The sequence below is a fragment of the Pseudorhizobium flavum genome, assembly GCF_044142885.1.
GTDB classification, from domain to species: domain Bacteria; phylum Pseudomonadota; class Alphaproteobacteria; order Rhizobiales; family Rhizobiaceae; genus Neorhizobium; species Neorhizobium flavum.
Map to the genome: position 1 here is coordinate 20,133 of NZ_JBIOKZ010000005.1, position 24,585 is coordinate 44,717.

At 62.6% G+C, this 24,585-nt stretch carries 21 protein-coding genes and 3 tRNA genes; 10 read left to right on the top strand and 14 right to left on the bottom strand.

Annotation, left to right across the window (positions count from 1 at the left end; translation table 11 throughout):
• Positions 1–113: 113 nt before the first annotated feature.
• From modA to ACEPP2_RS11195, 4 genes are all read right to left on the bottom strand, one after another.
• Positions 114–908: a molybdate ABC transporter substrate-binding protein gene (gene modA, locus ACEPP2_RS11180; RefSeq protein ID WP_395516659.1), complete on the bottom strand. Its 795-nt coding sequence runs from the start codon at positions 906–908 to the stop codon at positions 114–116.
• A 70-nt stretch (positions 909–978) separates the two neighbouring features.
• Entirely contained in the window at positions 979–1,239 is a 261-nt protein-coding gene (locus tag ACEPP2_RS11185; RefSeq protein WP_395516660.1) for a hypothetical protein, read from the bottom strand.
• Between the two features lie 163 nt (positions 1,240–1,402).
• Positions 1,403–1,476: transfer RNA gene (locus ACEPP2_RS11190), tRNA-Gly, on the bottom strand.
• A gap of 23 nt (positions 1,477–1,499) precedes the next feature.
• Positions 1,500–1,584: transfer RNA gene (locus ACEPP2_RS11195), tRNA-Tyr, on the bottom strand.
• A 194-nt stretch (positions 1,585–1,778) separates the two neighbouring features.
• Between ACEPP2_RS11195 and rlmB the strand changes: the two genes are divergently transcribed.
• On the top strand, positions 1,779–2,663 hold the full coding sequence (gene rlmB / locus ACEPP2_RS11200; protein ID WP_142587099.1) for a 23S rRNA (guanosine(2251)-2'-O)-methyltransferase RlmB: 885 nt from the start codon (positions 1,779–1,781) through the stop codon (positions 2,661–2,663).
• Between the two features lie 85 nt (positions 2,664–2,748).
• Positions 2,749–3,576: a 3'(2'),5'-bisphosphate nucleotidase CysQ gene (gene cysQ, locus ACEPP2_RS11205; protein WP_395516661.1), complete on the top strand. Its 828-nt coding sequence runs from the start codon at positions 2,749–2,751 to the stop codon at positions 3,574–3,576.
• A 19-nt stretch (positions 3,577–3,595) separates the two neighbouring features.
• Here the strand turns inward: cysQ and ACEPP2_RS11210 are convergent, their stop codons facing one another.
• Complete coding sequence (locus tag ACEPP2_RS11210) at positions 3,596–5,185, bottom strand: LTA synthase family protein (protein ID WP_395516662.1); 1,590 nt, start codon at positions 5,183–5,185, stop codon at positions 3,596–3,598.
• A gap of 140 nt (positions 5,186–5,325) precedes the next feature.
• Here ACEPP2_RS11210 and ACEPP2_RS11215 point away from each other — a divergent pair, with 140 nt between their 5' ends.
• Positions 5,326–6,258 (top strand): lysylphosphatidylglycerol synthase transmembrane domain-containing protein, encoded by a 933-nt coding sequence (locus tag ACEPP2_RS11215; RefSeq protein ID WP_395516663.1) that lies wholly within the window; start codon positions 5,326–5,328, stop codon positions 6,256–6,258.
• Between the two features lie 2 nt (positions 6,259–6,260).
• Here the strand turns inward: ACEPP2_RS11215 and ACEPP2_RS11220 are convergent, their stop codons facing one another.
• From ACEPP2_RS11220 to ribA, 3 genes are read right to left on the bottom strand one after another with little or no spacing between them, the layout of a single operon-like run.
• Positions 6,261–7,013, bottom strand: a complete 753-nt coding sequence (locus ACEPP2_RS11220) for an FkbM family methyltransferase (protein WP_395516664.1) — start codon at positions 7,011–7,013, stop codon at positions 6,261–6,263.
• Positions 7,010–7,783, bottom strand: a complete 774-nt coding sequence (locus ACEPP2_RS11225; RefSeq protein ID WP_235864214.1) for a CDP-alcohol phosphatidyltransferase family protein — start codon at positions 7,781–7,783, stop codon at positions 7,010–7,012. The genes ACEPP2_RS11220 and ACEPP2_RS11225 overlap by 4 nt, the downstream gene beginning before the upstream one ends.
• Positions 7,784–7,785: 2 nt before the next feature.
• A complete protein-coding gene (gene ribA / locus ACEPP2_RS11230) occupies positions 7,786–8,889 on the bottom strand; it encodes a GTP cyclohydrolase II RibA (protein WP_077547224.1) in 1,104 nt (367 codons plus the stop codon).
• Between the two features lie 267 nt (positions 8,890–9,156).
• On the opposite strand from ribA, the gene ACEPP2_RS11235 reads away from it, so the two are divergent.
• From ACEPP2_RS11235 to ACEPP2_RS11250, 4 genes are read left to right on the top strand one after another with little or no spacing between them, the layout of a single operon-like run.
• Complete coding sequence (locus tag ACEPP2_RS11235) at positions 9,157–10,158, top strand: zinc-dependent alcohol dehydrogenase (protein WP_077547223.1); 1,002 nt, start codon at positions 9,157–9,159, stop codon at positions 10,156–10,158.
• Between the two features lie 22 nt (positions 10,159–10,180).
• Entirely contained in the window at positions 10,181–10,579 is a 399-nt protein-coding gene (locus ACEPP2_RS11240; protein ID WP_077547222.1) for a 6-pyruvoyl trahydropterin synthase family protein, read from the top strand.
• Positions 10,576–11,619 carry a glycosyltransferase family 4 protein gene (locus ACEPP2_RS11245; protein ID WP_395516665.1) on the top strand — a complete coding sequence of 348 codons (1,044 nt, stop codon included), beginning with the start codon at positions 10,576–10,578 and terminating at the stop codon, positions 11,617–11,619. The genes ACEPP2_RS11240 and ACEPP2_RS11245 overlap by 4 nt, the downstream gene beginning before the upstream one ends.
• Positions 11,616–12,410: a methyltransferase domain-containing protein gene (locus ACEPP2_RS11250; protein ID WP_395516666.1), complete on the top strand. Its 795-nt coding sequence runs from the start codon at positions 11,616–11,618 to the stop codon at positions 12,408–12,410. Before ACEPP2_RS11245 ends, ACEPP2_RS11250 begins: the two co-directional genes overlap by 4 nt.
• On the opposite strand, the gene ACEPP2_RS11255 is transcribed toward ACEPP2_RS11250, so the two are convergent.
• The 3 genes from ACEPP2_RS11255 to ACEPP2_RS11265 all read right to left on the bottom strand — a co-directional run bounded on the left by ACEPP2_RS11255 (position 12,366) and on the right by ACEPP2_RS11265 (position 13,967).
• Positions 12,366–13,169 (bottom strand): RibD family protein, encoded by an 804-nt coding sequence (locus ACEPP2_RS11255; RefSeq protein WP_077547219.1) that lies wholly within the window; start codon positions 13,167–13,169, stop codon positions 12,366–12,368. The genes ACEPP2_RS11250 and ACEPP2_RS11255 overlap by 45 nt on opposite strands.
• 8 nt (positions 13,170–13,177) lie before the next feature.
• Positions 13,178–13,753: a cytochrome b gene (locus tag ACEPP2_RS11260; protein ID WP_395516667.1), complete on the bottom strand. Its 576-nt coding sequence runs from the start codon at positions 13,751–13,753 to the stop codon at positions 13,178–13,180.
• A gap of 138 nt (positions 13,754–13,891) precedes the next feature.
• Positions 13,892–13,967 (bottom strand) — tRNA-Thr (locus ACEPP2_RS11265).
• Positions 13,968–14,138: 171 nt separating this feature from the next.
• Here ACEPP2_RS11265 and ACEPP2_RS11270 point away from each other — a divergent pair.
• Positions 14,139–14,912 carry an NAD kinase gene (locus tag ACEPP2_RS11270; RefSeq protein WP_395516668.1) on the top strand — a complete coding sequence of 258 codons (774 nt, stop codon included), beginning with the start codon at positions 14,139–14,141 and terminating at the stop codon, positions 14,910–14,912.
• 57 nt (positions 14,913–14,969) lie between these two features.
• Here ACEPP2_RS11270 and prfB read toward each other — a convergent pair.
• From prfB to ACEPP2_RS11285, 3 genes are all read right to left on the bottom strand, one after another.
• A protein-coding gene (prfB, locus tag ACEPP2_RS11275) for a peptide chain release factor 2 (RefSeq protein ID WP_395516669.1) occupies positions 14,970–16,101 on the bottom strand; the annotation gives its coding sequence in 2 pieces (ribosomal slippage) (positions 14,970–16,031 and positions 16,033–16,101; 1,131 coding nt in all).
• A gap of 99 nt (positions 16,102–16,200) precedes the next feature.
• On the bottom strand, positions 16,201–18,657 hold the full coding sequence (locus ACEPP2_RS11280; protein WP_395516670.1) for a penicillin-binding protein 1A: 2,457 nt from the start codon (positions 18,655–18,657) through the stop codon (positions 16,201–16,203).
• A gap of 216 nt (positions 18,658–18,873) precedes the next feature.
• The gene (locus ACEPP2_RS11285; protein ID WP_395516812.1) at positions 18,874–20,055 is read right to left on the bottom strand and encodes an N-acetylmuramoyl-L-alanine amidase; all 1,182 of its coding nucleotides are present in this window, start codon (positions 20,053–20,055) and stop codon (positions 18,874–18,876) included.
• A 665-nt stretch (positions 20,056–20,720) separates the two neighbouring features.
• Between ACEPP2_RS11285 and ACEPP2_RS11290 the strand changes: the two genes are divergently transcribed.
• Both ACEPP2_RS11290 and ACEPP2_RS11295 read left to right on the top strand, forming a co-directional pair.
• A complete protein-coding gene (locus ACEPP2_RS11290; protein WP_395516671.1) occupies positions 20,721–23,546 on the top strand; it encodes an Rne/Rng family ribonuclease in 2,826 nt (941 codons plus the stop codon).
• Between the two features lie 229 nt (positions 23,547–23,775).
• On the top strand, positions 23,776–24,498 hold the full coding sequence (locus ACEPP2_RS11295) for a DsbA family protein (protein WP_395516813.1): 723 nt from the start codon (positions 23,776–23,778) through the stop codon (positions 24,496–24,498).
• The last annotated feature ends 87 nt before the right edge of the window (positions 24,499–24,585 follow it).

Below are 24,585 nucleotides of genomic sequence, written 5' to 3' on the forward strand. Positions count from 1 at the left end.
GGCGCGCGGGTTTGGTGTGGCCGTTTAAGGCTTTCGCTCAAGATGCGCAAGACATAATTGCTTGCGGCCGCGGCTGCGGAGAAGGAGACCTCACCGTCGCCTGCGCAGGGGCGCTAGGGGCTGGCCGCAAGAACCTTGAAGCCCTCAGCTTCGAACAGGGCGCCCGCCTCGGCTGACTTGAGAAATTCGAGGTAATCGGCCGAAGCCGAACTTCCGCCCTCCTTCAGCAATGCCACCGGATAGACGACGGGCGGATAGGTATCTTCGGGAAAGATCCCCACCACGGCGACACCCGGATCCGCCTTCGCGTCGGTCTCGTAGACAATGCCGTAAGGGGCTTCCCCGCGGGAGACATATTGGAGGGCGGCGCGAACATTCTCTGCCCCGGCGACTCTCGATTCGACCACATCCCACACACCCAGCGCCTGCAGGGCAGCCTTGCCATAGCGGCCAGCCGGAACGGCATCCGGCGAAGCCATGGCAAGCCTGCCATCACCGAGGAGGCCCAGGAGGTCGAAGCCTGGAGCGATTGTGACGCTCGCCGCGCCGCTGGCTGCGATCAGAACGATACGGTTGCCGAGAAGATCGGTGCGGCTTTCGTCCTGGATGAGATCCCGTTCCTCAAGATAATCCATCCATTCGGCATCCGCTGAGATGAAGACATCCGCGGGCGCGCCCGCTTCGATCTGCTTCGCGAGTGCCGAGGTGGCGGCATAGGAAATGCTGGTCCGGATACCGCTTTTTTGGGTCCAAGCTGCGCTTACCGCGTCGAGCGCGTTCTTCATGCTGGCCGCAGCGAAGATGGTCACGCGCTGCTGCGCCGCCGCCTGCCCCGGAAGTGCTAGCTGAAGGCAGAGGATGGATATGATGACGCCAAGAACAAGACCAAGTTTCCGCTTGTTCGGCATAGCGCTCCGCCTTGTCGTGACACTGTGACACCGCGCCACCTTATGGGGCATCCACGGCAGACGGAAGGCCTCATCCACCATCCATCGGCCAAATGCCCACCGCAAGATGCGCCCATAGACCGAGCGCTGCGAGTGCAACGGCGGCCGATATGAGCAGCCTGCCACGACCGCTGCTCGCAAGGCGAAATCCGAACTCGATCGAGAGCCAGCCGGTGCCCAGGACCGCTGCGGCCGCCCCGAAGTCTTCCGCGCCCCAGTTCACCTCCGAAGTGAAGCGCATGGCGATCATCGGGACGAGCAGCAACAGAGCCGAGAGGATCAGGAATACCATCCGATACCGGCTTCGATGCCTTTCAGATCGGATATGCTCCTGCATCACGCCCTCCATCCGATACCACAGCGTTGGACACTCCTGTGGCAAATCCAAGGAAGCGCCGCAAACAAGCAGCAGAAGCCCTGCGGTCGTACACTTTAACAGTTGATGATGGGGAAGCTGGAGCGGGTAGCGGGAATCGAACCCGCGTATTCAGCTTGGAAGGCTGCTGCTCTACCATTGAGCTATACCCGCGGGGTGGCCGATCCGGTGACGAATGGTGGAGGGAGTTGGATTTGAACCAACGTAGGCTGAGCCAACGGATTTACAGTCCGTCCCCTTTAACCACTCGGGCATCCCTCCATATCCGTCGGGATCGTAACCAAGCTCGCTGGATCGATGCGCCGGGCTTCGATCTGCGCCGCGTATATGACGGCCCGCTCGCCGTCTGTCAACACGCCTCAGGCCTCAACTCCGCGAAAAAAATCCCGCCTCCTTCGAGGCTTATCGCGGGGGTCACGACTATGCTCCGGAAGCTGCCAACGCTATAAGGCCGCATGAGCAAGAATGACAAAGACGACAAGTCCGGCCGCGACAGCCACTATGCCACTCTTCGACGGGCGGTAAGGGATGCGAAGCGGGAACGTGGCGAGATTCCCACCCCAGACCCGCGCAAGAACCGCCGCAAGGACGCCGCCTGGGCGCCGCCCCAGCTTCAGCCCGACCAGGTCTTTCTCTACGGTCTGCACACGGTGCGCGCAGCACTTGCCAATCCGCAACGGAAACTCATCAGGCTTTCCGTCACGCAAAACGCGCTGGCCCGCCTCGACATGGGAGACGCTGCGTCTCTTCCCTGCCCGGTCGACCTTGTCCAGCCTCAGGACCTCGACAAGGTGCTGGGCCCGGATGCCATCCATCAGGGGGTGATGCTGGAGACGCAGCCGCTGCCCGTTCGGCGGCTTGAAGCTTTGAAGGACAGCCCTCTCCTGCTGGTGCTCGACCAAGTCACCGATCCACACAATGTCGGGGCGATCATGCGTTCTGCCGTCGCCTTCGGGGCCGGCGCGCTTGTCACCACCCAGAGACATAGCCCGGTGGAATCAGGCGTTCTTGCGAAATCGGCCTCAGGTGCACTGGAACTCATTCCCCATATCCAGGTCACCAATCTTGCCGATGCCCTGAACGAACTCCACGCGCTCGGCTTCCAGACCGTCGGCCTCGATTCCGAAGGCCCGCAGCCGCTGGAGGAGACCCTTGCCGGAGACAAGATAGCCTTGGTCTTGGGCTCGGAGGGCAAGGGCTTGCGCCACAAGACGCGTGAAACCGTCACTGCGCTGGCCCGCCTCGACATGCCGGGAGAGATCAAGTCGCTCAACGTGTCGAACGCCGCAGCGGTCGCCCTTTATGCGACGCGGATGCATCTGGCCCGTAGTAGATCGTGAACCCCGCGAACCTGCTGTGACTGCTGGTCGCGATGGGCCCGCATGACAATGAAGAGCCAGGAATTGCGCGAGAGCCGGCAGCACCATGACGAAGCTCATTGATCTCTTCACATCCGCTGCGCTCGATGCCGGCCGCGCGATCCTCGAGGTCTACCGGGCGGGCCCCACAACCAGCTACAAGGCCGATTGCTCCCCGGTGACGGAAGCGGACGAGCAGGCCGAGCGCATCATCCTCGAGGCGCTTCGTCAGGCTGTTCCCGACATCCCGGTCATTGCCGAGGAGGCGGTTGCCGCCGGACGCATTCCGGCCATTGGCGGCGGCCCCTTCATCCTGGTCGATCCGCTTGACGGCACGAAGGAGTTCATCGCGGGTCGCGATGAGTTTACGGTCAACATTGCCCTCATCAGGTCCGGTGTGCCGGTCGCAGGCGTCGTCTACGCCCCCGCGCTCGGCATCGTCTATACGGGCGATGGCGATGTGGCGTACCGACTGACGATCGGGGCAGACTTCAGTGTCGACGCGAGGAAGTCGATCCGTGTTCGTGAGGCCGCGCCTTCGATGGTCGCGGTCGCCAGCCGTTCCCATAGCACGCCGGAGACGAAGGCGTTCCTGAAGGCCAACAATATTGCGGAGACCTGCGCGATCGGATCGTCGCTGAAATTCTGTCTGGTCGCCGAAGGGCAAGCGGACATCTACCCGCGGCTCAGCCGGACTATGGAATGGGACACGGCGGCCGGCGATGCCGTGCTCCGGGCTGCCGGTGGCACGACCACGACGCTGGACGTAAAGCCCCTCGTCTACGGGAAGACGCAGCAGACGGACAACATCGACTTCGCCAATCCCTATTTCATCGCCCGGGGCGGCTTGCAGAAGAGCGGGTTTGTCACTCGATCCGTCGACCCAGCACCCTGACGACAGGCGCAGCCGCGCCTCAGTCCACCTGCCCGCCGCCGAACCTGCTGATCAGCACGTCGCGCATCCTGTCCATTGATGGCTCCGGTGCCTGCGGAGAGGGTGTCATGCCGATAGAGAAACCATCGGCCTTGAAACTGTCGACGAGGGCACGGTCACGGCTGACGATGTGGATCGGTACGGATCGCGATGCATCCGGGCCGGTGATCAGCGCGGCGGGCTGATGGTCTCCCAGGACCACGAAAACGGCATCCCGGCCGAAATGGCTGATATAGGATCCCAGAGTTTCCAGCGCGTAGTCAATCGTCGCGATATAATGCCGACGAACCCGATCCTGATCCGCCCACACGACCGCCGGTGGATCGCCACTCTCCGCCTGGCCGTCGAAGATCGCCCCATCGCCGACTGAATTCCAGTCGACCAGCCGGGGGATCGGCGTCCATGGAGCATGGCTCGATATGAGCGCGATCTCCGCCATCACAGGCACGCCCGCGTCCCTTGCCGGCGAGCGGGCGAGGCTTTCGAAGGCAGACAAGGTGTACTGGTCCGGCATTGTCACCCAGTTGAACGGCTTGCCGCGGTAGCCGAGGTCCTTCGCCGCCAGGATCTCGTCGTAGCCGTAATAGGCAGCCTCCGGCCAATCCATGGTGATAGCAGGCATGACGGCCACCGTTCGCCACCCCGAATCGCGGAACATCCGGTTGAGGCTCGGCCGGTCACTGGTCATCAGCCGATCATAGCGCGCCTGACTATCGGTCCAGAGCCCCGAGAGAAGCGTGCCATGGGCGAGCCAGCTGAGACCCGCCACGGTCGGTGACCTCGTCCAGCCGCTCGCAGATGCGAAGCCGGCCTCGGAAAGCTGCCGCTCGACACCCTCCAGCCTCGGACCGATCAGCGGGCTGTAGCGCGGATCCTCGATCGCGCTTCGCCCGTAGGATTCGATGAAGACAAGGATCAGGTCGCGCCCCTTGATACGGTCGAAGGACGGCGCTCCGGCGGGATATCCCGCGTCCTCATGCAGCTCCGACTCAAATGCTCGAATATCGGCAACTGATCGAGCCACCGATGACAGCCGCTCTCCGAGATAGTCCGCCACGCGCAATTGAGCCACAGCATCAGCGCCGGCGCGGACATTCGCCGCCTGCAGCACGACGCCAGCAACCAGCAGCAGCGCGAAAACCGCAACCGCTGTCTTTCGGACTTGGTCCGACAGGTTCGTGATCCGGATGCACGCCCAGGAGAAGGCCAGCACCAAGGCAGCCAGGGAGGCGACGGCGCCGCCGATCGAGACGGCAGCAGTGAACGTGCCGACCGAGCCGGACAGCAGGTTCCATCCGTCAAAGATCATCTTCAGGTCGAGATAGGGATTGAAGCGGCGCTGGAATGCCGAGAGGACCGCAAGGTCGCCGATCTTGAGAAGCAGAAGGCAGAAGACCACGGTCGTCGAGAGAACCGCCACCCCGATAGCCATCCTCCTCGGCAGCAGCAGCAAGGCAAGAGCCAGTAGCGGTATTTCTATCGGCAGACGCAAGGCGCGGGTGGGCTGGATGCCGCCCGGCGTATCCGGCATCACGCACGCCACGAAAGCGATCGCGACGAAAATCGTCATTGCCAGGGCGGCTCGCCATCCACGAATTTGGTGTATCGTGCCGGTCCGGTTCATCCGAACGCTCCTCCCGCTCGTATACCACCCCGAGCATCACTCCACCAGAGCAGGATCATGAACGACGAAGGAGGCAATCGATAGCCATGCGAATACTGAAGGTGGTCGCGATGACTGCAGGTCTCCTGCTTCTGCCTCTCCTCGTCCTTGCCGTCGATCCTGCGAGCCTCGCCGAGGCTCTCGCAGGCGTGCCGCCAGGCCATGCACTCGTCGCCATCATTATCGTCCAGGTCCAGATCCTGCTTTCCGCGCTGCGCTGGCGCTTCACCGCCTCCCGGCTCGGTCACCCCATGCGGCGAGCCACTGCCATACGGGAATACTATCTCGGCGGCATCCTCAACCAGACCCTCCCAAGCGGCATCGCCGGCGACGCCGTCCGCGCATATCGCAGCAGCGGCGACGCCGCCGGTGATTGGAAGCGGGCAACCGCAGCTGTCGTGCTGGAGCGGCTCTCGGGGCAGCTCGCGTTTTTGCTGCTGACGGTCGTGGGATTGCTGAGCTGGGTGGTGCTGTTGCCGCAGGACAGCATTCCGGACCTCTGGGCACTGATCGCCGCCGGGCTGGCGGGCGTCCTCGCAATCGTAGCGGCGTTTTTTCTGGTCAGACCTCTCAGGGCGTGGAGTGTCCAGCACCTCCCTGACCTTTCGGCGGTCTTCTGGAAAGACCGAGCCTTCGCGGTCCAGGGCGGACTGAGCACCCTGATCGTGACAAGCTACGTGGCGGTTTTCGTCATTGCATCCGATGCGGCTGGCGCACCACTCCCTCTCGCCGGAGCATTCGCGATCATTCCGCTCTGCCTGCTGGCGATGCTGGTGCCAGTGGGTATCGGCGGGTGGGGAAGCCGCGAAGCGGCCGCAGCGGTGCTTTGGCCGCTCCTGGGATACACGAGCGCCCAGGGCCTTGCTGCGAGCCTTCTTTACGGTGCCTTCTCGCTCGCCGGTGCCGCGCTCCCAGGCCTGATCGTATACGGCACGTCGGCGCTTGGCGGCTGGAGGCGGGGTGCAGGAATCGTCCGATGAGATCACGTAGCCAACCGCGCATAGACATCGCCTGACGGATCTCCCGGCGCCAGCGAAGAAAGGTCATTGAGAAGCGCCGCGGCGTCACGCCATTCTTCGTTTTCAAAGCGGTGTCTCTCGCCGACCACGCGATTGAAGCGGTAGCTGCCGAGCTTCTCAAGCAACCCGATGACGTCATGCGCGATTTCGGGCAGTGCCGGAATATATTCGAACGCGACGAGGCGGATCGGGCTTGAAAGTCCGCGGAGGATGTCGGCCTCAGCGCCCTCCACGTCGATCTTGCAGAAGGCCGGAATTCCATATTTTTCGATCAACCGGTCCGGCGTCGTCATGGGGACGACGACTTCATGGTCCCAGACCACGTCGCGAAATCCCTCGGCATGGCTGACACTCTCGACGAACCGCTCCGACACGGTGGATACGGTGGGATGACGACGTGAGATGCGCAGCCTCGCCTCACCTTCCGTCGCGCCCACGGCCGCGCGCTCGAATCCCTTCAAGCGGCTGGCGAGATGCTTCTCGATCATGTCGGCGAACACGGGCTGCGGCTCCACGGCCACGACCTCTGCCCCCAGAGACAGCAAGGTCCTGCTTCGGCTGCCCACATGCGCGCCGATATCGAAGACAAGATCCCCGGGCTTGATGATCCCGCTGTAGAACCGCCTCAGTTGCACCCGGCGCCAGGGCTGGCCGTAGTAGACCACCAGCGAGCGCGCGACACCGATTGCCGTATCAAGGCCTGCGGCGACGCTCACCTTCCCACCTCTGGATCGCGCAAGAGGTAGAGGCAGTCGACCGCGAACGAGTAGATGAGCAAGAGGAGCGCAACAGCGGCCAGCCAGACGGATATGGGTGCCATCACGCCTGGAACGAGGATCAGGCAGAGCGCGGCAACCTGGACCACGCAGACGAACTTGCGCCGTAGCGATGGCGGCAGAGGTGCCGTCAGACTGGGCACGAAGTACTGCGCCATCATGAAAGCGTAGCGAAGCAGGCCTATCAGAACAACCCACGCCCCCGCCTTATCGAGGATGAAAACAGCGGCTGACAGGCAGAGGATAAGGAAGGCATCGACTTCCATGTCGAACCTTGCGCCAAGTTCCGACTCCTGCCTCTGGAGGCGTGCGAGGTATCCGTCGAAGCCATCCAGCGTAAGCGCCACTGTCACGAGGAGCACGAGGGCCCATGAGGCATTCTCAGGAGCATTGGGAACGATCACTGCGGCAGCGACCAGGCTGACGATCGCCGATCTGATTGCGGTCACCGTGTTCGCGAGACCGAAGCTGTCGAAACGGTGACGGTGCAGGCTTCCGATCACAAGGGCGAAAATCACAAGAAGCAGTACGGCAGCGGCAATGACTGTGGCGCTGCCGAGCGACAGATGGAATGAGATCGCCGAGTAGGCAACAATCGCACCCAGAAAGACACCGCCAAGCACCGCCAGAGCGTTCACACGAAGCGCGTGGGACGGTCCGGCTGCCGCAGCCGAGATCCGTATGGCGGATCCCTCCTTTGACCACATCATGCCTACTCCGCTGCCAGAAGGGCCTCGATGTCCAGCATATGGCCGGCCCGATCCTTCTTCGTCTGCAGATAAGCCGCATTCTGCACGGTGACCTCTCCCGTTACCGGGACACGGCTTTCCACCTCGATACCTGCGCGACGAAGTGCGGCGATCTTCGTCGGGTTATTCGTGAACAGCACGATCTTCTCGATACGCAGCATTCGCAGCATCGCCACCGCGGCCTCGTAGCGGCGATGGTCGACATCATAGCCGAGTTCGGCATCGGCATCGATGGTGTCGAGCCCGCGGTGCTGGTACCCGTAGGCGCGCATCTTCGCACCAATACCGGTGCCCCTTCCCTCCTGGTCGAGATAGAGAAGCACGCCGCCGCCCGCGGCCTTCATGGAGGCGAGACCGTTGCGCAGCTGGTCGCCGCAGTCGCACTTGAGCGAACCGCAGAGGTCGCCGGTCACACATGAGGAGTGTATGCGGACCGGGACCGGGCGCGCCAGATCTGGATTGCCGACGACGATGGCTATCTGGTCCTTCTGGGCCAATCCTCCGCGGAAGATTACGAAGTGGGCGTCGCCAAGGTCCCTAAGCGGCACGCGGGTCCGGACAACGATCTCAAAGTTCTGGCGTGCAGCGCCGGCCCCTTCCAAGAGAGAGTGATCGAGCTTACAGCAGGCAGCGAATTGATGCTCGACTCCTGTTACGTCGGCGCAAACCATGGCGGGCAAGAGCAGCGCCAGACGGGCAAGCTCAGCGGACATGCTCATCAGTCGGTCAGCCGTCTGCCACTCGTCGGGTGCCGATGCCCCAAGCCCATAGGCCAATTGCGACGCCTGCTCGAAGGAAATGCCGGCAAGCGGAACAGCGACGTCCTGAGCGGTACCCGGCATGAGGCGCATTGCACGATGTGAGGTCAGCAGGAGCGCATGTCTGGCACCGACCGCATCGGCGAACTGGTCGTAGACAGCCGGTGCCACGCCATCGAGCGCAAGGGCAGCAAGACTGCGTGAGCCATCGCTGAGCAAAACCGGGCGACCGTAGCGCAGTTCCGCAACTGCACGCTCGACCTGAACTGCGGGCGAGGCAAGCTGAAAACCCTGTTCGACGAATGACATCGGTGAAAATCCTTCCCAAAACGTCCAGTGCCAAGCTCTACGCGCAGAGCCCTTGGCCGGATCAATCACTTATTCGGCACCGGCCGATCCCCTCCGACGTCTTGTCAGATCGCCTCGGCAGAACAAGATAACGCGCTCACCACGGTTCGGGTCCTTGAGCACTACCAAGATTGCAAGCCGCACCTACTGGGTGCTCAAAATGGTTGCAGGCGACGCCGGCGACCCCGTGCAAGCGCGGTCCAGAGGCCGGCGTGAGAGGAGAGATGGATGAACTCGGGTGTTTCGCCTGCGGTGGGTACGGAAATGCACTCTGCTCGTGCCCTTTGGTTCACGGCCGCTGGCGCATGTGAACTGAGGCATGAGCCACTGGAGCCGCCCCTCCCTGGCCAGGCCCTCGTACGCACGCTCTTCAGCGGCATCAGCCGGGGCACTGAGAACCTCGTCTTCAGCGGCCGCGTACCGGTCAGCGAATTCGAACGCATGCGGGCACCTCACATGGCGGGCGAGTTCCCCTTCCCGGTCAAGTACGGCTACTCCCTCGTGGGGAAAGTCAAGACGGGCAGCGCACCTATGACCGGCCAGTTCGTCTTCTGCCTTCATCCGCACCAGGACCTCTTGGCGATCGATGAATCCGAGTTGCTTGTCCTTCCGGATGGGTTGCCGCCGGAACGGGCCATACTGGCCGCGAACATGGAGACAGCCCTCAACATCGTCTGGGATGCAAATATCCTGCCGGGAGACCGGGTCGCCGTTTTCGGTGCCGGCGTGGTCGGCACCCTGGTTGCCTACCTCACGTCACGAATCTGCGGCACCGAAGCCGTGCTGATCGATCCCAACCCCTCACGGCGAGCGCTTGCCGAACATCTCTGCCTGGACTTCTCGACGGGGACCAACGTGGCTGGAGAATTCGATGTGCTGGTGAATGCGTCCGGGTCGGCCGCAGCACTTGCGCAAGCGATCGACCTTGCCGGACAGGAGGCACGTATCGTTGAGGCAAGCTGGCACGGGAATGAACCGGTCAGCATCCCGCTCGGCGGCGCTTTTCATGCTCGCAGGCTCACGCTTGCCAGTTCGCAGGTCGGTTCGGTACCGCCAACGCGGCGGGTACGGTGGAGCCCAGCGCGTCGCCTCGCCAAGTCTCTCGACCTCCTGCTCGACGACCGGCTGGACGCGCTGATCTCCGGCGAGACGCCTTTCTGCGAGATCGAAAGCGCCTATCCCGCCATCCTCGCCAATCCGGACACCCTCTGCCACCGTATCCATTACTGAATAGCCACGGAGTTTCAGAAGCATGTTCGCCGTCGAAGTCCGCGATCACATCATGATCGCCCACAGCCTTCCCCGTCCCGTTTTCGGCCCTGCACAGGGCATGCATGGCGCCACCTTCGTGGTCGATGCGGCCTTCTTCACGCGCGATGTGGACGAGAACGGGTTGGCGGTGGACATCGGCGCTGCGACGACGGTTCTCCGCGAAGTCCTGGCGCCGCTCAACTATCAGAACCTCGACGAGCTCCCCTTGTTTGCGGGGAAGGTCACAACGACCGAAGTCATCGCCAAGCACGTCTTCGATCAGTTGGCGGCCGCAGTCGCGGGCGGAAAGCTCGGGGAAGGAAGCCACCGGATCTGCCGGTTGAAGATTACCCTGCACGAGTCGCACGCCGCACGTGGCTGGTACGAGGCCGATCTTTGAGCCGGACGATCGCTTTCGCCTTCCCAGGTGATCTGGCGTTGAAGACCGGCGGCTATGCCTATGACAGGCGCGTCATAGACGGTCTTCGCAACCGCGGCTGGGACGTTCAGTGCCTGCCGCTTGGTGATGGGTTTCCCAATCCCTCGCTGGAAACCAAGGCACTGGCGGAGGATCTGCTATCGCGCTTGCCGGATGGCGCGCAAGTCGTGGTCGACGGTCTCGCTTTCGGTGTGCTCGACACATGGGCCGAACGCGAGAGCAAGCGTCTGCGAATCGTCCCTCTCGTTCATCATCCCCTCGCCCTTGAGACCGGCCTGGACGCAGAGCAGCAACAAGATCTCGCAGCAAGCGAGCGAAAGGCAATCGCCTGTGCGGAACATGTCATCGTGACGTCGTCGATGACGGCGCGGGAATTGACATCCAGATATGGCGTGCCATCCGACAAGGTCACGGTGGCGATACCAGGCACCGAACCCGGGGCCCCCGCCAGAGGTGAAGGTGACCCCGCGCATATCGTGTCAATCGGCACGCTCATACCGCGCAAGGGCCATGATGTCCTGATTGCAGCGCTCAAGCGGATCGAGCACCTTTTCTGGACTGCCACCATTGTCGGTAGTCACAATCTCAGCCCCAGAACGGCGCGGGAAATCGAGGAGCAGCTGGGAGAGAGCGGGCTTGCCGAGCGCGTCAACCTTGCCGGCGAAGTTGCCGATGTCAGGCCGGTGCTGGCGAGCGCCGACATATTCACTCTGGCGAGCAGGTTCGAGGGTTATGGCATGGTCTTTGCCGAAGCCCTTTCCCACGGCCTGCCCATCGTCGCATGCCGCACCGGCGCCGTTCCCGACGTCGTGCCTGAAGAGGCGGGCATACTGACCGGCATCGACGATATCGATGCCTTCGCCGCGGCACTCGGTAGCCTGGTAGCGGACATGGAACTGCGGCAACGAAAAGCCGAAGCGGCCCGGCGTGCGGGCGCGCTCTTGCCTAACTGGGACAGGACCGTCGACATCATCGCCGACAGATTGGAGACACTTCCGTGAGCGGTTTCGACAAGGACTGGCTGGCGCTGAGAGAAACGGCCGATCAGGCCACCCGCGACATGGGGCTGGTGGAAGAACTTGCGACTTATCTCCAGGGAATGGACCGTCCGTTCATCCTCGATATCGGCTGCGGCACAGGCTCAACCCTGAGAAGCCTCAAGGATCATCTCCCCCGTTACGCCGGGTGGCTTCTGCTCGACTATGATCCCCTGCTTTTGGAGGAGGCGTCGCGGCGGGCCGGGACGAATGCCCATGTCACGTTTCGCCAGCATGACCTCAACGACATCAACGCCCTTCCGTTGGAAGGGGTGAGTGTCGTCACGGCGTCGGCGCTCTTCGATCTTTGCTCGGACGGTTTCTGCGCCGCGCTTGCGGACCGTCTCGCAGCGGCCGGTTGCGGGCTCTATGCCGCACTGAACTATGATGGCGTCATGCGGTGGTCGCCAGAACATCCGCTCGACGGGCAGATGACTGACCTTTTCAACCGCCACCAGCGGACCGACAAGGGGTTCGGGCCGGCACTCGGACCCGACGCGACCGCATGTCTTGCCAAGCACCTGAAGGCCCGTGGATTTACCGTAACGACGGCCGAGAGCCCGTGGCGGCTGGACCAGAGCAGTGCTGCTCTGCAGACCGAGTTCCTGGGAGGCTTGCGTCAGCCCCTTCTGGAGGCGTCTGAACTTCCGGACACCACAATCGACAACTGGTTGGACTTTCGCTTGGCGGCCATCGGCACGCCGGGGGCCTCATGCCTGATTGGCCACTGCGATCTCCTCGCCCTGCCCGGCTGAGGCTTCGCTTGACCGGAAAACGCAGTCGAACAGGATGTCGCTACCGAGATTGTAGACATCTGTGGCGGGGCGATGGGCGCCTGCAAGCTTCTCGATGGGCGGCAGGCTGATGCCTATCGGGCCTGAGCCGATGATGATCGGGGAAATGGCCACGTGCAGCCGGTCGACGAGGCGGGCGTCGATGAAGCGGGCTATCGTCCGGGCACCGCCCTCCACCAGCACGCGGTGCAGGTTTCGCGCCGCCAGCGCGTCGAGCATGTCGCGGGGATCGAGGCCGCCAGCCTTAGGCTCCAGGTTGACGATCTCGGCATGGGGAATTTCGGCACCGGATGCGCTCGCGCTTCTGAACACGATCACAGGTGCACCGCCGTCGTGGAACAGGCTTTCGGATCCCTTTAACGTTGCGTGGCAATCGACGATCACGCGAACCGGTGACAAACCCTTGACCATTCTTACCGAGAGGCTTGGATCGTCCGCGATGACGGTTCCCACTCCGACGATCACGGCGTCCACCAGTGCCCGGCATCGATGAAGATGCGCCAGGCCGTCCTCACCCGAGATGTCGCGGGCGTCGCCTGCCGGTGTCGCAACCCTGCCGTCAAGCGACTGGCCCACCTGCGCCAGCACGAAGCGGCCGGGCGCACCGGCTATCGGGCCATAGAGGCGGTAGGCAAGGTCACCGGCGACTGCCTCCCCGGTTCCCTGCCGGAGGGCCAGCAGCCCCGACCACGTTGCCTCGCTCATTTCCAGATTGAACATCCCGCTCCCTAAAGCATCCTGTACAGCGTGTTGTCGCGCCGTATCACATGATGAAGCAGCACCGCGCCGATATGCAACGCGAAAAGCGCCAGAAGGCTCCATGCGCTGACCTCGTGAATCGTAGAGAGCGTCCACGCGATGTCGGGAGACTTGCCGAGCGGGCTCCAGACCGGCACGAGCCCGAACCAGACGAGCGGGAAACCGTGGGCATTGGTGGCGAGAAAGCCGCTGATCGGCATGACGATCAGGAAGATGTAGAGCAAGGCGTGAACGACTGTCGCCGCGACCCGTTCGACCACCGGCCCCTCGCGTTGCGGCGTGCGCGTGACCAGCTTGTTGCCGACCCGAACCAGCATGATCCACAGGACCAGAAATCCGAGGCTTTCGTGGACCAGATAAAAGTCGAGCGTCACTTCCTTCTTCGTGAACTGGATGAAGAAGCCGAGCGGCCAGGTTGTGAGCACCAGCACCGCGACGAGCCAATGAAGGATACGCGACGTCGCTGGATACTGCTCGACGCGGATGACGGCCTCGGCGGGGGGAGCGGAGTCGGAAGGGATACGGACATCATCGGTTCTGGACACGGCTAGCCTCCAACGGGCCGGCCGCTCCGGCGCCTAACCGATTGGCACCGAGACCTGCAGAGCCCAATGCAGGCAGTTTCAGGCGAGCCAGCCACAAGCGCAACCAGAAAACTTGGGTTCGCGATCTGAAGAGAAAAGTGGTGCCCCCGGCAGGGTTCGAACCCGCGACCCCCTGATTACAAATCAGGTGCTCTACCAACTGAGCTACAAGGGCAATCCAGTGCAGCGGGAGTTAGCATATTCTGCTTTCGTGTAAAGCGCAAAAACCAGAAAGAGACCGCCGATCGTGACGAACCCGAGCCCTGCCGTACCGCATCCTGCAGGCAAAGCCCTTGTCGAAAAAGGAATTTCTCCGCTAGGTATGCCGGCATCACGAGGGTTACCCATGTCGAGTACAGCCAGCAGCCTCTCCTTTTGCGCTTCCTCTGCACCGGAGGCGATGGCGGCCCGAGACGAACTCATCCGGATCTACGGCAACAGCCCGGTCGAGGAGGCGGATGTCATCGTCGCGCTCGGCGGCGACGGCTTCATGCTGCACACGCTGCACGGGACTATCAATTCCGGCAAAGCCATCTATGGCATGAACTGCGGATCGGTCGGCTTCCTGATGAACGACTACCGCACCGAGGACCTGCGCGAGCGGATCGAGTCGGCCGTCGAGAACGTGCTGCATCCGTTGCAGATGAAGACCACCAATGCCGACGGCACGAGTTCCATCGCGCTTGCCATCAACGAGGTCTATCTCTTCCGGCAATCCTATCAGGCCGCCAAGCTGCGGGTGGAGATCGACGGTCGCGAGCGACTGGCGGAGCTCATCTGCGACGGTCTGATGGTCGCGACCCCTGCGGGTTCGACCGCCTACAACCTTTCCGCCCACGGGCCGATCCTGCCGCTGGAGGCGCCGCTGCTGGCGATGACGCCGGTCAGCCCCTTCAGGCCCCGCCGCTGGCGCGGCGCACTGCTGCCCAATCATGTGCAGGTGGACATCCACATCCTGGAGCCGGAGAAGCGCCCGGTGAACGCCGTCGCCGACAACATGGAGGTGAAGTCGGTGCTGCGCGTCCAGGTGGCGCAGTCGGAGGAGATGACGGCCCGCATCCTCTCCGACCCCGACCACACTTGGTCGGACCGGATCCTGGCCGAGCAGTTCAGCAACTGAGGCAAAACGGAAAGGGCGCCCTCAGTCGCCCTCTCCTATTCGCTACGTCAAGGTCGGTCAGTCCACGTCGGCAACGGCGGCATCGGGCTTGCCGCTGATCCGGTGCGCCAGGGCCGCTTCCATGAACTCGTTGAGGTCGCCGTTCAGGACGTCATCGGGAGCAGAGCTCTCGACGCCGGTGCGAAGATCCTTCACGAGCTGATAGGGCTGGAGCACGTAGGACCGGATCTGGTGGCCCCAGCCGATATCGGTCTTCGAAGCAGCTTCGGCATTGGCGGCCTCCTCGCGCTTCTTCAGCTCGGCCTCGTAGAGGCGGGCGCGCAGCATGTCCCAGGCTTTCGCACGGTTCTTGTGCTGCGACCGCTCCTGCTGGCAGGCGACGACGATTCCCGTCGGGATATGCGTGATGCGGACGGCCGAATCGGTCGTATTGACGTGCTGGCCGCCGGCACCCGATGAGCGATAGGTATCGATGCGGCAATCGCTCTCGTTCACCTCGATGTTGATCGAGTCGTCGATGACGGGATAGACCCAGATCGACGAGAAGGAGGTATGGCGCCGCGCGTTGCTGTCATAAGGCGAGATACGGACCAGCCGGTGAACGCCCGATTCGGTTTTCATCCACCCATAGGCGTTGTGACCCTTGACCAAGATCGTGGCGGACTTGATGCCGGCTTCTTCGCCTTCATGGACCTCCAGAACCTCGACCTTGTAGCCCTGGCGCTCGGCCCAGCGGATATACATGCGAAGCAGCATGTTGGCCCAGTCCTGGCTCTCCGTGCCGCCGGCGCCGGAATGGACTTCGACATAGGTGTCGTTGGAATCAGCCTCGCCGGAGAGCATCGCCTCGACCTGCCGTCGATTGGCCTCCGTTCTCAGCGCCTTCAACGCATCCTCGGCATCCTTGACGATCGCCTCGTCGCCTTCCTCTTCGCCCATCTCGATGAGCTCGATATTGTCGGAAAGCTGCTGTTCCAGCGCCCGTACACCGCCGATGGAATCGTCGAGTTGCTGGCGCTCGCGCATCAGTTTCTGTGCCTCGGAGGCGTCGTTCCAGAGGTTCGGATCCTCTGCCTTGTTGTTCAACCAGTCCAGTCGTCTTACCGCCTGGTCCCAGTCAAAGATGCCTCCTCAGCAGGCTTACGGCCTGCTTGATTTCGTCGACTACACTGATGATTTCAGCCCGCATGGCTTGCTTCTTGCTCTCTTTCGGAATTGGAAGACGGGGTGGACATAGTTGCGCCGGCGGCGGATGTAAAGGCCGCGCCGGCATGCTCTGCATCCAGTGTCAGAAGAGACCAGCGGCGCCGGACGTCACGGCCTGATGAGCCTGCGGAGAGGTCTCAAGGATCTCTTCCGGCGGCAGGTATTCGGTATCGCCGATCACCGCGAATACATCCGCGGGTCCAGTACCGGGCTTGAACGCCTCGACGATCGTGTCGGGCTCACCCTCGAAGGCCATCATGCCGGTCGTGCGGTTGACGGGGATGAACTGCATGCCCTCCGGCACGTGGAACTTCTCCGGCGGCGTGCGCTTGACCGCTTCTTCCATGAATTCCGCGAAGACAGGGGCAGCGAGCGAACCGCCGGTTGCCCCGCGTCCAAGCGGTGCAGGCGTGTCGAACCCGATGTAGACGCCAGCGACGAGGTTCGGCGTATAGCCAACGAACCAGGCATCCTTCTCGTCATTGGTCGTGCCGGTCTTGCCTGCAACCGGACGATCGTCGATCTTGATCTTGCCGGCCGCGGTTCCGCGCTTCACGACGCCTTCCATCATCGACGTGATCTGGTAGGCCGTCATCGGGTCGAGAACCTGCTCGCGGTTGTCGACGAGGATCGGCTCGTCCTGCCCCGTCCAACCCGAGGCGTTGCAGCCGTCGCAGGTGCGCTCCTCGTGGCGGAAGATGGTCTTTCCATAGCGATCCTGGATCCGGTCGATCACGGTCGGCTTGATCTGCTTGCCGCCGTTGGCAAGCACGGCATAGGCGGAGACCATGCGCAGAACCGTGGTCTCGCCGGAGCCGAGCGACATGGCGAGAACTGGAAGCATGTCGTCATAGATGCCGAAACGCTCGGCATATTCGGCGACGAGCTCCATCCCCATGTCCTGAGCCAACCGGACAGTCATCTGGTTACGGGACTTCTCGATGCCGAGCCGGAGGGTCTGCGGGCCGGCGGAGCCGCCGCCGTAGTTCTCCGGTCGCCACACCTTGCCGCCCGCCACCATCTCGATCGGCGCGTCGAGGATAACGGAAGCGGGCGTATAGCCGTTGTCGAGCGCGGCGGCATAGACGAACGGCTTGAACGACGAACCGGGCTGACGCATCGCCTGGGTGGCACGATTGAACTCAGACTGGGCATAGGAGAAGCCGCCGACCATGGCGAGAACGCGACCCGTATTCGGGTCCATTGCCACGAAACCGCCCTGAACCTTCGGCGGCTGGCGAAGGCGATAGGCACCCTCTTCGTCGGCCAAAGGTTCCACGAAGACGACGTCGCCCGGCTGCAGCACACCTTCGGGTGACTTGGTCGTCTTGCGCTCGCCCTTGGCGTCGCGGAACGCCCACTTCATGTCCTTGGCAGCGATAACGCCTGTCTCACGACCTTCGCCGACCTTGCCGCCGGCATCCAGGGAGGGCTGCAGCACGATGTCGACTTCCTCGGAGGAGACGGCCTTCACCATGGCGAGCCTCCATTCGGGTATGTCGCGAAGACCCGGCACCTTGGCAAGTTCCGTCGCCCAGTCGCCGGCCGCGTCTATCTGCGTGACCGGACCATGGAAGCCGCGGCGCTCATCATATTCGACCAGGGCGCCGTTCAGCGCCTTGCGCGCCAACACCTGCAGGTCCGGATCAAGCGAGGTCCTTACCGAAAGCCCCCCGCCGTACAGCGTATCGTCGCCATACTTCTCGATAATCTGGCGCCGAACCTCCTCGGCGAAGAAATCAGACGCGAACAGATGCGTGCCTCCGCGACGCGGCTGAACGCCCAATGGCTGCTTCTTCGCTTCATCCGCATCGGCACGCGTGACGTAGCCGTTTTCCGCCATGCGGTCGATGACCCAGTTACGGCGCTCGATCGCGGCCTGTTCCCTGCGGAAGGGATGGTAGTTGTTCGGACCCTTCGGCAGCGCTGCGAGATACGCCGCCTCGGCGATCGTCAGCTCCGTCACCGACTTGTCGAAATAGGTGAGCGCTGCGCCGGCGATGCCATAGGAGTTCAGGCCGAAGAAGATCTCGTTCAGATAGAGTTCGAGGATCTTGTCCTTCGAATAGGTCTGCTCGATCCGGAAGGAGAGAATCGCTTCCTTGATCTTGCGATCGATGGTCTGGTCGTTGCTGAGCAGGAAGTTCTTCGCGACCTGCTGCGTGATCGTCGACGCGCCCTCAGGGCGGCGGCCGGACGCCAGGTTCTGGAAGTTGTTGACGACGGCGCGCGCAAGGCCAGCCGGATCGATGCCGGGATGATTGTAGAAATTCTTGTCCTCGGCGGACAGGAAGGCTGCCTTGACACGATCGGGAACCGCCTGGATAGGCAGGAAAAGTCGCCGTTCGCGCGCATATTCCGCCATCAGCGCACCGTTGCCCGCATGAACACGGGTCGCAACAGGAGGTTCGTAGGCACTGAGAACTTCGTAGTCCGGTAGATCCCTGGCGACGCCGACGAGGTACACCGCGGCGACCACGGCGACGCCCAGAAACAGGACCGACGCCAATCCAAAGAAATACCCGATAAGTCTGATCATATTGAAGCTACCGCTCGGCTTTCACTCGGTGCCCGGACACCATCGCATGATTACGGGGCTTTTGCACGCTGATCCGGCCAGCGCAAGTCGACATTGGTTCGCCAGTCGATTCACACCCCCGGCCCATCGGGACTAACGGCGGGAATGTGAGCAAAATAGGGCCCTTGCGGCCGATCCCACCGGGAGACGGCGCATGTGGCAGACCGGCATCAGGCTTCAACCACCGCCCGCAAAGACCCGGTCCCTGTAGCGCAGGACAGCATCGACCAGAAGGTCGCTTACCTTCGCGCGCCATTTCTCGTCCGCCAGCAGCTTCTCGTCCTCGGGATTCGACAGAAAACCGAGCTCGAGAAGAACGGAGGGGATGTCAGGCGCCCTCAGAACCTGAAAACCCGCATAGCGGTGGGCATTGTTGATGAGCCCCACCTGCCCTTCGAAAGACTGGATGACGTTGTTGGCGAGCGTGACGGAAAGCACCTGCGTCTCCCGTCGCGTCAGGTCGAGCAGGATGTCGGCAACCTCGGGCGGTTCGTCCTTGAGGCGTACGCCCGCCAACTGGTCCGAAAGGTTTTCGCGCGCGGCAAGGTTCTCCGCCATGCGGTCCGAGGCGCGGTCCGACAGAGTATAGACGGTCGCTCCTCGGATATCCTTTTGACTGAGCGTATCGGCGTGCAGGGAGAGAAAGAGATCAGCCCCCGCCTGGCGGGCAAGTGTGACCCGCTCCGAGAGGGAAAGGAAGCTGTCGCCGTTCCGCGTCAGGACTGCCCTCACTCCGGGCCTGTCGGCAAGCCGCTCGGCCAGAGCCTGTGCGAATGCGAGAGTGATGGCTTTTTCGGGCGTCTTCGTAACAGCGCCGATCGCTCCGGTGTCTATCCCGCCATGGCCGGCATCCACAGCCACGACGAAAGACCCGTCATCCGCCTGCGATGCGACCTCATCCGGCATTTGACCGGTGCCGCCCTGCCAAGCCTGCTGACCGACCAGCTTCGCAAACACGTCAGGAGTTGTCATCTCGGCATCGAGCACAAGCCGGAACTCCCCATTCTCCCCTTGCTGCACTTCTGCAAGGCTGAGCTGGACCGGACGCTCGGCGGTCAGGACAATCCGCGCGCTTTCTTCATCCATCGCCCCGTAGCGGATATCCTCAAACAATCCCCGAGCCGCAAGGTCTTCGCGGGGGAAGCCGAATGCCGTGGCCGGCAGATCGACGACCACCCGTTGCGGCGAGTCAATATAGTGGACGGAGAAGTCGGGCTTTTCCTCGAAATCGATGACGACGCGCGTCCTGGCTTCATCCCCGGCAATGCGGGCGGCAAAGGCGAGCAGCGGCCGCGAGCTACCCGTCTCGGCGAGCACCGGGGACGGGACGAGCGCGGCAAGCAGCAAGCCAATGGCCATCACAGCGATTGAACCGATTCGCACAAACAACTGCCTCTCCTGCACCCCGTATCCCGCCTGCTAGCGCATGACGATGCCGATCGCCCTGCGGATGACCGGAATTCGCATCGAAGGATACCACGATGGTACCTCGACATCTGGCCCGCCAGCACTGGCGAATCAACCACTTCCAGTAGCCTTCTCATTTAATCCACAATAAGGCGGCCCTGGCTTTTCCCTTGCTATTATGTCGCAGAAACCATACAAGGCGGATGAGGACTAAGGTGTTGACGGGATAGTCTTCCGGCAGGCCTGCCAGCCCCAGGGACCTGGCGCCGAAACCGGACAGTCATCCGCCGTCTGTACACTTTGATCCTGATACGCAATCTTCCCGGCAGTGGCCGGAACAATACCGGATGGCATGCCATCCACGCTCACATGGAGCACCTCACCGGGCCTCGAGCCTAAGATATCGTCGTTCTCGTTTGGACTTTTATGTTGCGGCAAGTGTTTCAGAACCGGGATACCCTGAGGGAGCCAGAAGCTCTGTCAGCCGTCCGGGCGTCGTCGCAAGCGCATCCTGCGGGAACCAATTTTTCCGGCGCAATCACCATCCTGCATGAAAGGCCTGTCCGTGCGGCAGGCTTTTTTGCACCTGCTCGGCTGCGCCGAGGAGCAGAATATACATGGCAGACAAAATGCTCATCGACGCGTCTCACGAAGAGGAGACGCGGGTAGTCGTCGTTCGCGGCAACCGTATCGAAGAATTCGATTTCGAATCCCAACACAAGAAACAGATCCGCGGCAACATCTATCTGGCAAAGGTGACGAGGGTTGAGCCCTCGCTTCAGGCCGCGTTCGTCGATTATGGCGGCAACCGCCACGGCTTCCTGGCTTTCGCCGAGATCCATCCCGACTATTACCAGATCCCTCTCGCCGACCGGCAGGCGCTGATGCAGGCCGAAGAAGAGGAACAGAAGAAGATCGCCGAAGACGAGGCGAACGACCCTGCCGACGCCCCGCAGCCGCAGCCGCAGGCGCAGGCGGACGATGCGACGCTCGACACTTCGCAAAGCGAAGCCGGCTCCGAGGCTGCCGAGGCCAGCCCGGGCGAAGAGGTCGCCGCCGAAAAGCCGAAGGCCAAACCGCGCCGCAGCCGCTCCCGCAAGAAGACGGCGGAAGCCGAATCGGCCGACGCCGCAGAAAGCAGCGAAGGCACGGACGAGGACAAGGACACGCCGACTGAAATGGCGGCGATGGTCGAAACCGATTCGATCTCCGAAGACGTCCGCGGTCGCCGTCACTCCGACGATGACGACAGCGATGATGGCGAGAAGGAGGAAATCGAATCGGTCGGCGCCGAAGATGCGATGGAAGAGGTTCCCGATCGCGTCGTCCGCAAGCCCCGCAAACAATACCGTATCCAGGAAGTCATCAAGCGCCGCCAGATCCTGCTGGTACAGGTTGCCAAGGAAGAGCGCGGCAACAAGGGCGCGGCCCTGACGACCTATCTCTCGCTTGCCGGCCGTTACTCGGTGCTGATGCCGAACACCGCGCGCGGCGGGGGTATTTCCCGCAAGATCACCCAGCCGCAGGACCGCAAGCGCCTGAAGGAAATCGCCCGCGAACTGGAAGTGCCGGAGGGCATGGGCGTGATCGTCCGCACCGCCGGCGCCAACCGCACCCGCGTCGAGATCAAGCGCGATTTCGAATACCTGATGCGCCTGTGGGAGAACGTCCGGACGCTGACGCTCAATTCCACCGCGCCGTGCCTCGTCTACGAGGAAGGCTCGCTCATCAAGCGGTCGATCCGCGACCTCTACAACAAGGACATCTCGGAAATCGTCGTCGCCGGCGAAGAAGGCTATCGTGAAGCCAAGGACTTCATGAAGATGCTGATGCCGAGCCACGCCAAGGTGGTCCAGCCTTACCGCGACCTGCATCCGATCTTCTCGCGCTCGGGCATCGAAGCACAGCTCGACCGGATGTTGCAGCCACAGGTGACGCTGAAGTCCGGCGGTTACCTGATCATGAACCAGACCGAGGCGCTCGTCGCCATCGACGTCAACTCCGGTCGCTCGACCCGCGAGCACTCCATCGAGGAAACCGCCCTTCAGACGAACCTTGAGGCGGCCGAGGAAGTCGCACGCCAGCTTCGCCTGCGCGACCTTGCCGGTCTGATCGTCATCGACTTCATCGACATGGAAGAAAAGCGCAACAATCGCGCTGTCGAGAAGAAGCTCAAGGACTGCCTGAAGAACGACCGCGCCCGCATCCAGGTGGGGCGCATCTCGCATTTCGGCCTGCTCGAAATGTCGCGCCAGCGCATTCGTGCCAGCGTGCTGGAATCGACCACGCAGATCTGCACGCACTGCGGCGGCACTGGCCATGTTCGGTCTCAGTCGTCGGTTGCGCTTCATGTACTGCGCGGCGTCGAGGAGCACCTGCTCAAGAATACGACTCACGACATCACGGTGCGCACCACGCCGGAGACTGCGCTCTATCTTCTCAACCAGAAGCGCAACACCGTCGTGGATTACGAGAAGCGTTTTGGCGTGTCGATTTACATCGAGTCCGATGAGGGAATCGGCTCCAGCCACTTCGCCATCGACCGCGGCGAGCCGGTGGAGAACCCCGTCAGGATCGAAAGCCTGATGCAGTTCGCCGCCTTCCCCGTGGAGGAGGACGATGACGACATCGTCATCGAGGAGGATGAAGAAGACGAAGAGGCGGGTAATGCCAACGCTGCCCCGGCTACGGCTTCCTCGGCCCAGGGCGAAGAGCAGAACGGCCGCAAGCGCAAGCGTCGGCGTCGCCGGCGCGGCGGCAAGGGCGGAGACCGCCAGGAAGGCGTAGCCGCTTCAGAGGCCGACGACAGCGATTCGGACGCCGAAGAAGGCAGCGATGCGGATGATTCCGAAGCCGGCACCGAAGCCTCCGAGGGTGCGGAAGGTGATGAAAACGGACGCCGCAAGCGCCGCCGCCGGGGCAAGCGCGGTGGTCGGCGCAATCGGCCGGAGGACGGGATGGAGACATCCGCATCCGACGAGGCCGATGACTCGGGCGATGAGTCCGGCGCCGAGGACGAGGCAGTTCCTGAGGTAGTCGCGACGGAAATCTCGACCGGTGAGACGGCGGCTGCTGAAACCACCGCTGCAACCGAGGCGGTGGAGGAAGTACCTGCTCCCGCCAAGCCCCGCCGGAGTCGGAAAAAGGCAGTGACTGCTGAAGTCACGCCCGCCGAAGCCGAACTTGAGATCGTTGCCGAGGCCGCAGAGCCCGTAGCCGAAGCGAACATTGCCCCCCAGGTCGATGCCGCTCTTGGCGAGGAAGCTTCGCAAGCTGATGCTCCGTCGGAAGAAGAACAGAAGCCTGCACGTGCCAATCGGGCGTCCAACATCAGTTCATCGGACCCCGTGGTGAAGAGCTCGGAGCCTGCCGGTGATGAATCGGACGGTGAGCCGCCGAAGCCGAAGAAGGCCGGCTGGTGGCAGCGACGCGGTTTCTTCTGAGACTTCCCTGTCCTCGCTAATCAGATGGCCGCCTCACGGCGGCCATTTCCTTGAAGGGCGTCGGCAACGCAGAAGTGATCGTCAGCAGCTGGAACATTTCTGATTTTTTGTTCCTGTAGCGACCGCGCTTGGCTTAGCTTTGCCCCAAATCGCGGATATTCCCGCCGCAACACCCATCTCACGAGGTAGATCCATGCTTGCCCGCTCCAAGACCCTAGCACTCGGTTCGATGCTGATGACCGCATTGTGGCTGACGCCGGCGCTCGCTCTCGATGAGGATGAGAAGAAGGAGATGGGGCAGTTCATCCGCGAGTATCTGCTTGAAAATCCGGAAGTCATGCTGGAGGTTCAGGCTGCCCTTGAGGCGAAGCAGCAGTCGCAGCGCCTGGAGCAGGCTGGTCAGGCGGTTGCCGCCAATCACGACGCGATCTTCAATTCGCAGGACGATATTGCGCTTGGCAATCCCGATGGCGACGTCACCGTCGTGGAGTTCTTTGATTATAACTGCGGCTACTGCAAGCGGGCTCTGGCCGACATGGAAAGGATCCTTGCTACAGATCCAAAGGTCCGTTTCGTTCTGAAGGAACTGCCGATCCTCGGGCCGGACTCGCTCGACGCGCATCGTGTCTCCAATGCCGTACGTCTCATCGCGCCTGAAAAATACGGCGAATTCCATCGTGCCCTGCTTGGCAGCACCGGCACGGCCACAGAGGAAAGCGCCATCGAGGTCGCGGCAGCCCTCGGGATCAGTGAAGCGGACCTACGCAAGTCGATGGCAGAGAACCCGAATGACCAACTCGTTCGCGACGCCTACACACTGGCCACCAACCTCGGGGTGACGGGTACGCCGACCTACATCGTCGGCAATGAGGCCCTGTTCGGGGCCGTTGGCGACGATGCGCTCCAGGAGAAGATCGCCAACGTCCGCGCCTGCGGAAAAAGCACCTGCTAGCCTCCAATTGCAGAACGATGCACACAGGGAAAGCCGGGCGTTTCAGGCCGCGGGGGCTTTTCCTCGCTAGTCTTGGGAGCTATAGGT